Source organism: Microbispora triticiradicis, from assembly GCF_005864065.1.
In the GTDB taxonomy this organism is placed as follows: Bacteria; Actinomycetota; Actinomycetes; order Streptosporangiales; family Streptosporangiaceae; genus Microbispora; species Microbispora triticiradicis.
Map to the genome: position 1 here is coordinate 307,396 of NZ_VANP01000003.1, position 12,506 is coordinate 319,901.

A 12,506-nucleotide genomic window follows, 5' to 3' on the forward strand; every position below is an offset into this window, starting at 1 on the left:
CCCGGCCCGCGATCACGGCGCGGAGCCGGGTGACGACCGCACGGTGACCGTGCGGTGTGGTGCGGCGATGGGGAACGATAGTTTCCTGTGGAGGAACCATCGCGCCCTGCCGTTCGTCCAGTAGGGCGAAGGAGGCTTAAGCCGTGACCATGAAATCACCGCTCGGACGGGCAGGGGCCGCCCTGGCGGCTCTGTTCGCCGGGCTCTTCATCTCGCTCGCGCTCGCTCCGGCCGCGAACGCGGCGGCTCCGCCGGACCCGGCCACGGTCGTGGCGTCATGGAAGAACAGCAGTAATCCGCTCTTCGTCCAGCCCGGGTCGCCGCTCTCGTCCGACCAGCAGAGCAAGATCCGCAAGGAGCTGGAGGACTCGAAGGCCAAGATCTACATGGTCGCGCTCCCGGACGGCACCGTGACCACGGCCCAGGTGAGCACGTACATCCCGCAGCTGATGACCGAGCTCGACAAGGCCGGTCGGTCGCGGGCGACCGTGGTCCTGCTGGACGGCATGAGCCTGTTCGCCGGCTCCAACGACCTGCCGAAGAACGCCGCGGGAGCGCTGGCGCGGCTGTCCACCAACGCCAACAGCGACGTGGTCAGCGGCATGCAGGACTTCGTCAACCGGGTGAACCTGGTGCACGAGGGTGATGTGAAGGGCGCCCGGGGCACTGGTTCCACCGTCGGTGGCGGAGGCGGCTCGGGCGTGCTCGTCGGCATCCTGGGCGTGGCCGTAGTGGGAGGTGCCGGTTTGTGGATCATCGGACGCCGCAACAAGCGCAAGCGTGAGGAGCGCGAGGCCGCCGAGCTGGCCGCCGTCAAGCAGACGGTCGAGGAGGACGTCACCAAGTTCGGTGAGGAGATCACCGCACTCGACGTCGACGTCAAGATGCTCCCGCAGGCGGAGACGACGAGCGACTGGCAGCGCGCGCTCGACTCCTACGAGCGGGCCAAGACCGAGCTGGACGGGATCAAGCGGCCCGAGGACCTGCGTACGGTGACCTCGACGCTGGAGGACGGCCGTTACGCGCTGGCGTGCGTCAAGGCGCGGGTGAACAACCAGCCGCTGCCCGAGCGGCTCCCGCCGTGCTTCTTCAACCCCCAGCACGGCCCGTCGGTGCGCAACGTCCGCTGGGCGCCCCCCGGCGGCGCGGTGCGCGACGTCCCCGCCTGCGCGGCCGACGCCGAGGCGGTGGAGCGCGGCTTCGACCCGCAGATGCGCGAGGTCATGGTGAACGGCCACCGCAGGCCCTACTGGGACGCCGGGCCCGCCTACCAGCCCTACGCGTACGGCTACTACGGCGGCTTCGGCGGCGACCTGCTGACCGGCATGCTCGTCGGCACCATGCTCGGCAACGCCTTCGGCGGCTGGGGCTACGGCGGCTACGGCGCCGGCTACGACTCCGGATACGCCGCGGGCGTCGAGTCCGGCGGCGGCAACGACTGGGGCGGCGGCGACTGGGGCGGCGGCGGTGGCGGCGACTTCGGTGGCGGCGGCGACTGGGGCGGCGGCAGCGACTTCGGCGGAGGAGACTTCGGCGGCGGCGGCGACTGGTAACGCCTGACGCGACATCGGACACGACCTCGGAAGGGGGCGGACCACGACGGTCCGCCCCCTTCGTCGTCGGAGACATCCACGGGAAGCGAGCCGTGACGGGTCAGGGATGCATGAGGAGCAACGGGTCGCAGGTGTCGGTCCCCGTCAGGTGGGGGTTGTTCGGGTCGACCAGGCCCTTCTCGCTGTTGACGATGTAGTAGCCCCCGGCGGGCCGGGGAATCACGATCAGCGTCTGGTACTGCATGAGCGGCTGGGCCTTGGCGGTCGTCCCGCCGTGGCCCAGAGAAGCGACCAGCATGGCCCTGAGCATGGCGAAGAGGTTGTCGTGGTTGAATCCCGACCAGATGAGCACCCGGTAGGTGTGCGGGATGATCCCGAGCTTCTCACTCAGACCGCGTACCGACACGCGCGAGTCCGCCCAGTTCGCCACGGTCCAGGCGGCCAGGTTGTCCTGCGCGGCGAGGTCGTTCCAGGACTCCCGGCGTGCCCGTGCCATATGGATGTGCAACTGGTCGAAATTCCTGATCGCCTTCGAGAGTCCGAGTCGGAGGTCTTGCCGCACTCCTTGGGATCGGGCCCCTTCACCAGGCTCGGCGGAGGCACCGCCAGGGCGTGCCCGCCATCGGCGAGAAGGCCCGCACCCGCCAGCACGCCGGCGCCCGCCAGGCCGGAGAACTGGATGAACCGGCGCCGAGTCAGCTCGCTCGCCGCGTCGCCCGCCCGGTTTTCACACATTTCTACCCCCGATGACCCGCACCTTCACTCGGCCGGGTTGATCCCCGCCGGGCCGGCCGGTAAAAGCCCCTGGAACAGCCTTGGATTTCCACGGGAGACATCGGGAAACTGCGGCGCGGCCGAGCGTGCGCTCATTAGGAATGAACCGTCACGAAATACCATGCGATATAGGGCGAAAACGACAGAAGCGAATAGTGCGGCAATTTCCGTGGTACGAGCCCGCGTCCCGCCCGAGTCGAAGCGGCCGTGGTCGCCCATGAGACACCGTCAGCGACTTGCAAGCGGACGTAAAGAGCGCGTGGGAGACTCGGGGCGTTCCCCCAGGAGGCCCCCCTTGCGCCGTTTCGCCCCCCTCTTCGTCGCCGTCCAGGTCCTGTCGCTCGCCTTCCTGCTCGCGGCCCTCTTCCCGTCCCCGGCGGACGCCGCACCCGTTCCGTACGCGGCTGGTGCGACGTGGGCGGCGGGTGCGCCGTGCACGCCGGGCAGCGGCGTCAAGCTCCGGGGCAGGGACCTCACCGAGGGCGGCACCCTCCCCGCCAACCTGCGGTGCGCCGACCTCACCGGAGCCAAGCTCGACGGGGTGGATCTCACCGCCAAGGACCTGACCGGAGCCGTCCTCCGCAAGGCGTCGCTGAAGGAGGCCGACCTCGGCCAGGTCCATCTCGACTACGCCGACCTGCGCGGGGCCGACCTGTCCGACGCGGACCTCGGTCAGTTGCGGGCGAGGAAGGCGGACCTGCGCGGAGCGATCCTCACCGACGCGGACGCCGTCCAGGCCGAGTTCCCGCACGCCGACCTGACCGGCGCCGTCCTCACCCGGGCCGTGCTCACGCAGGCCGACCTCACCGACGCCACGCTCGTGGACGCGGACCTCAGAGACGTGACGCTCGGCCAGGCCAAGGCCCGCAAGGCCGACCTCACCCGGGCCAAGGCCGGCGGGGCCAAGCTCGGCCAGGCCCACCTGGAGCACGCCGTGCTCAGGAACGCGGACCTGTCGGAGGCGGAGTTCACCCAGGCTGAACTGGACGGCGCCGACTTCCGGGGAGCCGACGTCGGCAAGGCGTCCTTCATCCAGGCGAGCGACGTGAACCTCACCGGCGCCCGCGGCACGCCCGTGAACCTGCCGGACGACGCCGTGGCGCCCGGCCTGACCGGCGGTGCGGACGAGGACACCGAAGCCGGTGTGGACGACGTCGTACGCGACGACACCGGCGACGATCCCACCGTGCGCCCGGGCGGCACGCGGGGCCCGTCACCGGCGGTGATCCTGGTCGTCGTGAGCGGGCTCGGGCTCATCCTGACGCTGGGCATGTGGGGCGTCGCGCACCGGCGCAGGCAGCGCTTCGCGGCGGAGATGGCGGTGGTCAGGCACGCGGCCGAGGAGGACGTGACCCGCTTCGGCGAGGAGATCGACGCCCTCGACTTCGAGATGAAGATCAACCAGATCAGCGGCCCGTCGCAGGAGTGGCGGGCGGCACTCGACGCCTACGAGGCGGCCAAGCAGGCGCTCGGCCTCGCCCGCACGCCGTACGAGCTGCGGGCGGCGGGCGTGACCGTGGCGCGGGGACGGGAGGCCCTGCGGCAGGTGCGGTCCCGGCTGCCCCACACGGGCGGAAGCCACTGAGCCTCGACGCGCTCAGACGCCGGGCAGCTCAGACGCCCGGCCGGTCAGGTGCCGGGCCGGTCAGATGCCGGGCCGGTCAGATGCCGGCGGTCAGGGGCGACATGAGGCGGCGGGCCGCCTCGGTGATCGAGCCGGACAGCGACGGATAGACGGCGAAGGTGTGGGCGAGCTGGTCCACGGTCAGGCGGTGCTGCACGGCCACCGACACCGCGAGGATCAGCTCCGAGGCGCGCGGGGCGACCACGACGCCGCCGAGCACGATGCCGGTGTTGGGCCGGCAGAACAGCTTGACGAAACCGTCGTTGAAGCCCTGCATCTTGGCCCGGGCGTTGGTGGCGAGCGGCAGCTTGACCACGTTCGCCTCGATCTCGCCTGACTCGATCTGCCGCTGCGAGACACCCACCGCCGCGATCTCGGGGTCGGTGAAGATGTTCGCGGCGACCGTGGCCAGCCGGATCGGCTGCACGGCCTCGCCGAGCGCGTGCCAGACCGCGATCCTGCCCTGCATGGCGGCGACCGAGGCGAGCATCAGGACGCCCGTGCAGTCGCCCGCGGCGTACACGCCCGGGGCGGATGTCCTGGAGACCTTGTCGACCTCGATGAAGCCGCCCCGGTCGAGCCGCACGCCGTTGTCCTCCAGCCCGAGCCCGGAGGTGTTGGGCACCATGCCGACGGTCATCAGACAGTGGGTGCCCTCGGCCGTGCGGCCGTCCTCCAGCGTGACGACGACCCCGTGCTCGGTGCGCTTGACCGAGGCGGCCCGCGAACGGCCCATGACGTTCATGCCACGCCGCCGGTAGACCTCTTCGAGCACCTCGGCCGCGTCGGCGTCCTCGTTGGGCATCATCCGGTCGCGGGAGGAGACCAGCGTGACCTCCGACCCCAGCGACTGGTAGGCGCCGGCGAACTCCGCGCCGGTGACGCCGGAGCCGACCACGATCAGGTGCCCCGGCAGCTCCTCCAGGTCGTAGAGCTGCCGCCAGCTGAGGATGCGCTCGCCGTCCGGCTCTGCCCCGGGCAGCACCCGGGGGTGGGCGCCGGTGGCCACGATGACCACGTCGGCCCGGATCGTACGGTCGCCCGCGCGGACCACCTGGGGATCGACCAGCCGGCCGCGGGCGCGGATGACCTCGACGCCCTCGGCGGCCAGCCGGGCGGCGATGTCGCCGGACTGCGCCAGCGCCAGTTCCTTGACGCGCTTGTTCACGTCGATCATGTCCACGGCGACGCCGCCCGCGTCACCGTCGAGGCCGCCGTCGAAGCGGACCCCCACGGAGGCCGCGTCGAGGAGCGCCTGCTTGCGGACGGAGGTGGCGATCAGGGTCTTGGACGGCACGCAGTCGGTGAGAACGCACGCCCCGCCGGGCCCTTCCTCCTCCACCACGGTGACCCGCGCCCCCAGTTGCGCGGCGACCAGGGCCGCCTCGTATCCGCCGGGGCCGCCACCGATGATCACGATCCTTGTCACATGCTCCATTGTCCCGCATCCTGGCTACGTATTCCCGGCGAGGGCCGCGTAACGGGTCAACTACTCGTATTTCTCTCGCCACACCCCATGCGCGCGCTACCCGTCCAACTTCGGCGATCTTGGATTAGGCTTGGGTGCCGTGCCTGTTTACGCGGCCTACGGCAGCAACATGGACCCCAAGCAGATGGCGGAGTGGGCGCCCCACTCGCCCATGCGAGGAACGGGGTGGCTCCCGGGCTGGCGGCTCACCTTCGGCGGCGAGGACGTCAGCTGGGAGGGCGCTCTCGCCACGATAGTCGAGGATGCCGACGAGCAGGTATTCGTGGTCCTGTACGACGTGCCGGAGTGGGACGAGCCGTCCCTCGACCGGTGGACGGGCACCGACCTCGGCCTCTACCGCAAGGTGCGGCTCCGCGTCGCGACCCTGGAGGGCGACGTGCTCGCCTGGTCGCACGTGCTCGACTCCTACGAGGGCGGCCTGCCCTCGGCGCGCTACATCGGCATCCTCGCCGACGCCGCGGAGAAGGCGGGGGCTCCCGACGACTACGTCACGGGGCTGCGCAACCGCCCCTGCAAGTCCCTCGGCGACTGATTCCGCCCGCGGCGGCGCCCCGAGCGACAGAACGGCAGGTGGAGCCGCCGGACTTCGTCATGCCCTTCTGTACGCTCAGCAAAGTGACCCCTTATGACCTGGCGGCCGAGGCCGCGACCACGTTGAGGAACCTCACCGGCATCCCCTCCTTCGACGCCGCCCTCGTCATGGGCTCGGGATGGGTGCCGGCCGCGGACGCGATCGGCGAGACGGTCGCCGAACTTCCGGTGACGAAGCTGCCCGGGTTCACCCCGCCCGCGGTCGCCGGGCACGCCGGCACGGTACGCGCGGTGCGGACGGCGGCCGGGCTCAACGGGCTGATCTTCCTGGGGCGCACGCACCTCTACGAGGGGCGCGGCGTGGACCCGGTGGTGCACGGCGTCCGTACGGCCGTCGCGGCCGGGGTGCGCACGGTCGTGCTGACCAACGCGGCGGGCGGGTTGCGCCCGGAGACCCAGAAGGTCGGCGACCCCGTGCTCATCGCCGACCACATCAACCTGACCGGGAGCAACCCGCTCGTCGGCGCGACGTTCGTGGACCTGACCCAGGTGTACTCGAGGCGGCTGCGGGACCTCGCCCGCGAGGTGGACCCCTCGCTGGCCGAGGGTGTGTACGTGGCCTTCCGCGGCCCGACGTACGAGACGCCCGCGGAGATCCGCATGCTGCGCACGCTCGGCGGCGACCTGGTGGGCATGTCGACCGTGCTGGAGGCGATCGCCGCCCGGGAGGCCGGGGCCGAGGTGCTCGGGATCTCCCTGGTCACCAACCCCGGCGCGGGCCTGGCGGACGAGCCGCTCAACCACGAGGAGGTCCTGGAGGTCGGCCGCGCCACCGCCGCCCGGATGGGCGTCCTGCTCGCCCAGGTCGTCGACAAGCTGTAGGGAGCACCCGTGACCGATCTCGTACGGCTCGCCCGCGAATGGCGTGACCAGGACCCCGACCCCGACACGCGGGCGGAACTCGACGCGATCCTGGACCGGCAGGATCTCGACGCGCTGGAGGACCGCTTCGGCGCCAAGCTGGAGTTCGGCACGGCGGGCCTGCGCGGCGCGCTGGGAGCCGGACCGAACCGGATGAACCGGGTGACCGTGATGCGGGCCGCCGCCGGCCTGGCCCGCGTGCTCGGACCGGGACGCCACGTCGTTATCGGCTACGACGGGCGGCACAAGTCCGACGTGTTCGCCGCCGACACGGCCCGCGTGCTGACGGGGGCCGGGCTGCGCGCGTCGGTCATGGCCGGGAGGTGGCCGACGCCGGTGCTGGCGTTCGCCGTCCGCCACCTCGGCGCGGACGCGGGCGTGATGGTCACCGCCTCGCACAACCCTCCCCAGGACAACGGCTACAAGGTCTACTGGGGCGACGGCGCGCAGATCGTCCCGCCGATTGACCAGGACATCTCGGCCGCCATCGACGCGACCGGCCCGGTGGACGCCCTCCCGCTGGGCGACGCCTGGACGACCCTCGGCCACGACGACATCGTCACGCCGTACCTGCGGGCGCTGACGGCGCTGCCGCTGGGCGACGCCCGCGCGATCTCGGTCGCGTACACCCCGCTGCACGGCGTCGGCGGCGCGACCGTGTCCGAGGCGTTCCGCGCGGCGGGCTTCGAGGTGCCGGTCATGGTCGGCCGGCAGGCCATGCCCGACCCGAACTTCCCCACCGTGGCGTTCCCGAACCCGGAGGAGCCGGGCGCGATGGACCTCGCGCTCGAACTCGCCGCCGCCACCCGCGCCGACCTCGTCCTGGCGAACGACCCGGACGCCGACCGGTGCGCGGTCGGCACGCCGCTGCCCGGCGGCGGCTACCGGATGCTGACCGGCGACGAGGTGGGCGGGCTGCTCGCCGAGCACGTGCTGCGGCACACCTCGGGCGGCGACCGGCTGGTCGCCACGTCGATCGTGTCGTCCTCGCTGCTCGCGAAGATCGCCGCCGATCACGGCGTGCGGCACGCCGAGACGCTGACGGGCTTCAAATGGATCATGAAGACTGGGCCGGGGCTCGTCTTCGGGTACGAGGAGGCGCTGGGCTACAGCGTCGGGTCGGACGCGGGCCTGCCGGTCCATGACAAGGACGGCGTCGGGGCCGCCCTCGCCGTCGCCGGGATGGCCGCCGCGGCCAGGCGGGAGGGCCGCTCGCTGCTCGACCTGCTGGACGACCAGGCCCGCCGGTACGGCCTGCACGCGACCACCCAGCTGTCGGTCCGGGTCGAGGACCTGTCGCTGATCGCGAAGGCGATGGAGCGCCTGCGGGCCAATCCTCCGGCGCGGCTGGCGGGCCGGGCGGTGGAGTCGGCCGAGGACCTGTCGCGAGGGGTGGCCGGACTGCCGCCGACCGACGGCCTGCGCTACCGCCTCTCCGGCGACGCCCGGGTCATCGTCCGGCCCAGCGGCACCGAGCCCAAGCTCAAGTGCTACCTGGAGGTCGTCGTGCCGGTCGGGGACGAGGACGTCGCGGAGGCGAGGGCACGGGCCGCCGCGGACCTGGAGGCCCTGAAACAGGATCTCGCCACCGCCCTGGCCCTCTGAAAGGCCCCGCGCCACTCGTGTCCCGGGCCGGCCGCGCACCGGTGACGGCCGCGCGGGTTCCGCACGAGCACGTTGGACGGCCCAGGCCCCTGCGACGTGACCCCCACCGGCGCCTCCGCCGGTGGGGCCGGTAGGCGCAGGGGCCTGGGTTGACGGCGGCCCGGCTACTGGCGGGCGCCGATGGTCTCGGCCGGGCGGGCGCGCAGGGCGAGACGCGCGGGGAGGCTCGTGGCGATCAGGGCGAGCGCGGCCACAGCGGCGATCACCAGCGCGTAGCCGGCCGGGGGGACGTACGGCACGGCCGACCCGGTCATCCCCCTGCCAAAGGCCGACAGCGTGACCAGCGCGATGCCGGTCCCGGCGAGCACCGAGACGACCAGCGCGGTCAGGGTCTCCAGGCGGAGCATGCGCAGCACCTGCCGCCGCGTCGCGCCGACCAGGCGGAGCAGGGCCAGCTCCCGCGACCGGTCCATGGTGGACATGGCCAGCGTGTTGACCACGGCGATCGCGCCGAACGCGATGATCAGGCCCATGGCCACGTAGTCGACCTCGGCGTTCGGCGCCTGCGTCCCGGTCCCTTCCGTCGGCGACACCACCGGCGCCACGGCCGCCAGGGCCTCACGCCGGACCGAGGGCGCCTCGACGAGCAGGGTGCCCGAGGGATCGTCGACATGACCGGCCACCAGCGCGTACGGAAGGGTCAGGTCGCCGAACCCGAGGCCGCGCGAGTAGATCGCCACGACCTTCAGCTCCGCCGGGGTGCCGTCGCCCAGGGTGAGCCTGACCGTCTCGCCGGTCGACAGCCCGAGCCTGGACGCCGCCGACTCGCTCAGCGCGGCCGACCTGGCGTCGAATCCGTCGAGCGAGCCGGTCACGACTCCCAGGTCCACGGCCTGACCGATCGGCCGCTCGCCGCCGTCGACGCCCTGCGCGCCGTATCTGTCCAGACCGACGCGCACGGAGGTGCGCACCACCGAGGTGACAGCAGTCACGCCCGGCACGCGGCGCACCGCGTCCGCCGTCGCGCCGCTCACCGTGTAGTCGGCGTGGGAACCGGCGGCGGCCTGCGCGGCCGACGCGTGTCCCATCGTGGTCTGGGTGAACAGGATGGTGCAGGTCAAGGCCACCAGAAGGGTGAGCGGCGCCATCACGGAGGCCATCCGTCCCGGATCCGTCCGCAGGTTGCGCGCCGCCAGGTGCCCGGCGCGGGAGGCGCGCAGCGCGACGCCGAGCAGGGCGGTCGCGGCGCGGGCGAGCACCGGCCCGAGCAGGGTGACGGCCGTCGTCCAGACGAGCGCGGTCAGCATGGTCACGGGGCTCGACGCCGCCTCGGTCTCCAGTCCCGACAGCACCAGCGCCAGCGCGATCCCGCCGGCGACGCACAGGACGCCCGCGAGCGAGCGGCCGAGGGGCAGGCCACCTCCGCCCATGGCGGCCTCGCCGAGCGCCTCGACGGGACGGATCCGCGCGATCCGGCGGACCGACAGGCGGGTCGCGGCCCAGGCCGCCGCCACGGCGGCGAGCAGGGCGGCCGCCGCCGGGAACGGGCCGACCACCAGGCGCAGATTCTCCGGCATGGCGCCCAGCTCGACGAACCGGCCGCGCAGCCAGAACCCGAGGCCGATGCCGGCCGCCGATCCGACGACGCCGGCGACCAGGCCGACCAGCAGCGCCTCGCCGCCCAGCAGCCTGCGTACCTGCCCGGGCGTTGCGGCGACCGCGCGGAGGAGGGCGATCTCGCGCCGTCGCTGCTGGACCGCGAGGGCGGAGGTGCCGGTCACGACGAGGATCGCCACCAGCAGGGACGTGCCGCCGAGGGCGCCGCCCAGGCTGATCAGCCGCACCCGTGCCTGCTCCGCGTCGAGGAACTCCACGGTGCCGCGCCCGTCCCCGGCGTAGGCCACGAGACGGTCGGTCAGCACCGGCGAGACGTCCACGCGGGGGAACACGCCGATCGCGGTCACCAGCCCTGGGCGCCCGGCCAGCCGGCGCGCCTCGGCCGTCGAGAAGAACACCGTTTCCTGGCTCGGCAGGGCCTGCGCCGTGACCCCCACGACCCGGTACGCCTCGCCTCGGACGTCGAGAGCAGCGCCCACGGACAGGCCGGAGCGGGCGTCCACGACCACCTCGCGGTTCTCTCGCGGCGGGCGTCCGCGCGCGACGGTGAACGGCGTGAGCCCCGCAGACTCCCACCCGTGCCCGAGAGCGTGCCCGTTCAGGGGGAACGTCACCTCGGTCAGCACCTCGGAGACGCCCGGCAGGCCGCGCAGCCGCGCGGCCGTCGCCTCGGGGATCCAGACCCGCTCCGACAGCGGCTTGGCCTTCGTCTTGACTTTCCCGGAGGACGTGGCCACGGTCTCGTGGACGTTCTGGTCGCCCGCGACGATCAGCGGCGCGCCCGCGTAGCGCTCCGGCGCGACCCCGCCCCGCAGGCCGGTTTCCAGCAGCATCAGGCACGCGCAGACCAGCGCGGCGGCGCACACCAGCGCCACGAACGCCCCCGCGAACGCCGCCCCGCGGTGCCGCAGGGTCTTCAGTGCGAGTCCGGTGATCATGCCGCGTACGCCCCAAGCCTCGTCATGCGCTCGGCGACCTTCTCGGAGCTCGGCGCGGTCATCGCGTCCACGATCCGGCCGTCGGCGAGGAACAGGACGGTGTCGGCGTAGGAGGCCGCCACCGGGTCGTGGGTGACCATCACCACGGTCTGGCCGAGGCCGTCCACCACCTCCCGCAGCAGCCGGAGCACGTCACGGGCCGTCATCGTGTCGAGCGCGCCGGTCGGCTCGTCGCCGAAGACCACCTGCGGCCGGGTCACCAGCGCCCTGGCGATGGCCACCCGCTGCTGCTGCCCGCCGGACAGCTGGGCGGGGCGGTGCCCGGTCCGGCCCGCCAGCCCCACCCGCCCGACGATCTCCTCAAGCCAGGCCCGGTCGGCCCGCACCCCGGCCAGCCGCATCGGGAGTGTGATGTTCTCCAGCACGGTCAGGGACGAGACCAGGTTGAACGCCTGGAACACGAAGCCGATCCGCTGCCTGCGCAGCTCCGTCAGCCGGGTCTCGTCCATGCCGGACAGCTCCGTGCCGCCCAGCCGCACCGAGCCGGAGGAGGGCGTGTCCAGCCCCGCCGCGCAGTGCAGGAACGTGCTCTTGCCCGAACCCGACGGCCCCATCACGGCGGTGAAGCTCCCGCCGGGGATGTTCACCGAGACCTCACGCAGGGCCGCCACCGCGCCCTGTCCCTTCCCGTACACCTTGCTGACCGCGTCAAGGCGGAGCACCTCTGTCATGTGCTCAAGCCTGCTGATCAGCGGTCACGCGTCCCAGAGACGGCCTCACCTCCTGCCCATGACCTCATCATGATCCGGACACTGGTAGACATATCCGCGTGATTCGCGTACTCCTTGCCGAGGACCAGCACGTCATCAGGAGCGCCCTCGCCGCCCTGCTCGGGCTGGAGGAGGACCTGGAGATCGTCGCGACCGTGGAGTCCGGAGAGGCCGCCCTGGCCGCCGCGCTGGTCCACCGCCCCGACGTCGCCGTCCTCGACATCGACATGCCCGGCAGGCTGGACGGCCTGGCGGCCGCGGCCGAGCTCCGCACGCGCCTGCCCGCCTGCCGCGCTCTGATGCTGACGGCGTACGGCAAGCCGGGACACCTGCGCCGTGCCCTCGGCTCGGGTGTCGCCGGATTCATACTCAAGACGGCACCGCCGGACGAACTGGTGGCCGCCATCCGCAAGGTCGCGGCCGGGGAACGGGTGCTCGACCCCTCGCTCGCGGTCACCGCCTGGGACCTGGCGGACAACCCGCTCACCCCACGCGAGGCCGACGTGCTCCGCCTGGCCGCCGCCGGCGCGGACGCCACGGACATCGCCGCGCGGCTCCACCTGGCCGCGGGCACGGTGCGCAACTACCTCACCGTGATCGTGACCAAGCTCAACGCCCGCAACCGGACCGACGCCGTGCGTATCGCCACCGAAGCCGGCTGGATCTAGGCTCGATCTAAGGGGC

At 72.7% G+C, this 12,506-nt stretch carries 11 protein-coding genes; 6 read left to right on the plus strand and 5 right to left on the minus strand.

Annotation, left to right across the window (positions count from 1 at the left end):
* Nucleotides 1-149: 149 nt before the first annotated feature.
* On the plus strand, nt 150-1,553 hold the full coding sequence (locus FED44_RS35715; protein ID WP_187405978.1) for a hypothetical protein: 1,404 nt from the start codon (nt 150-152) through the stop codon (nt 1,551-1,553).
* 100 nt (nt 1,554-1,653) lie between these two features.
* Here the strand turns inward: FED44_RS35715 and FED44_RS09500 are convergent, their stop codons facing one another.
* Both FED44_RS09500 and FED44_RS38400 read right to left on the minus strand, forming a co-directional pair.
* Entirely contained in the window at nt 1,654-2,049 is a 396-nt protein-coding gene (locus FED44_RS09500; protein ID WP_167521435.1) for a hypothetical protein, read from the minus strand.
* The gene (locus FED44_RS38400) at nt 1,941-2,288 is read right to left on the minus strand and encodes a twin-arginine translocation signal domain-containing protein (RefSeq protein ID WP_138460431.1); all 348 of its coding nucleotides are present in this window, start codon (nt 2,286-2,288) and stop codon (nt 1,941-1,943) included. The genes FED44_RS09500 and FED44_RS38400 overlap by 109 nt, the downstream gene beginning before the upstream one ends.
* Nucleotides 2,289-2,622: 334 nt before the next feature.
* Between FED44_RS38400 and FED44_RS09510 the strand changes: the two genes are divergently transcribed.
* Nucleotides 2,623-3,912 (plus strand): pentapeptide repeat-containing protein, encoded by a 1,290-nt coding sequence (locus tag FED44_RS09510; protein ID WP_165900498.1) that lies wholly within the window; start codon nt 2,623-2,625, stop codon nt 3,910-3,912.
* A gap of 76 nt (nt 3,913-3,988) precedes the next feature.
* Here the strand turns inward: FED44_RS09510 and FED44_RS09515 are convergent, their stop codons facing one another.
* Complete coding sequence (locus FED44_RS09515; RefSeq protein ID WP_111698316.1) at nt 3,989-5,380, minus strand: NAD(P)H-quinone dehydrogenase; 1,392 nt, start codon at nt 5,378-5,380, stop codon at nt 3,989-3,991.
* Nucleotides 5,381-5,519: 139 nt separating this feature from the next.
* Between FED44_RS09515 and FED44_RS09520 the strand changes: the two genes are divergently transcribed.
* The 3 genes from FED44_RS09520 to FED44_RS09530 all read left to right on the plus strand — a co-directional run bounded on the left by FED44_RS09520 (nt 5,520) and on the right by FED44_RS09530 (nt 8,497).
* Entirely contained in the window at nt 5,520-5,972 is a 453-nt protein-coding gene (locus FED44_RS09520; protein WP_138460432.1) for a gamma-glutamylcyclotransferase family protein, read from the plus strand.
* 83 nt (nt 5,973-6,055) lie between these two features.
* Complete coding sequence (locus FED44_RS09525; RefSeq protein ID WP_396697581.1) at nt 6,056-6,853, plus strand: purine-nucleoside phosphorylase; 798 nt, start codon at nt 6,056-6,058, stop codon at nt 6,851-6,853.
* Nucleotides 6,854-6,862: 9 nt separating this feature from the next.
* Nucleotides 6,863-8,497 carry a phospho-sugar mutase gene (locus FED44_RS09530; protein WP_138460434.1) on the plus strand — a complete coding sequence of 545 codons (1,635 nt, stop codon included), beginning with the start codon at nt 6,863-6,865 and terminating at the stop codon, nt 8,495-8,497.
* Nucleotides 8,498-8,661: 164 nt separating this feature from the next.
* Here FED44_RS09530 and FED44_RS09535 read toward each other — a convergent pair whose 3' ends face one another.
* On the minus strand, nt 8,662-11,052 hold the full coding sequence (locus tag FED44_RS09535) for an ABC transporter permease (RefSeq protein WP_138460435.1): 2,391 nt from the start codon (nt 11,050-11,052) through the stop codon (nt 8,662-8,664).
* On the minus strand, nt 11,049-11,783 hold the full coding sequence (locus FED44_RS09540; RefSeq protein WP_138460436.1) for an ABC transporter ATP-binding protein: 735 nt from the start codon (nt 11,781-11,783) through the stop codon (nt 11,049-11,051). The genes FED44_RS09535 and FED44_RS09540 overlap by 4 nt, the downstream gene beginning before the upstream one ends.
* Before the next feature lie 98 nt (nt 11,784-11,881).
* Between FED44_RS09540 and FED44_RS09545 the strand changes: the two genes are divergently transcribed.
* A complete protein-coding gene (locus FED44_RS09545; protein ID WP_138460437.1) occupies nt 11,882-12,490 on the plus strand; it encodes a response regulator transcription factor in 609 nt (202 codons plus the stop codon).
* Nucleotides 12,491-12,506 lie beyond the last annotated feature (16 nt).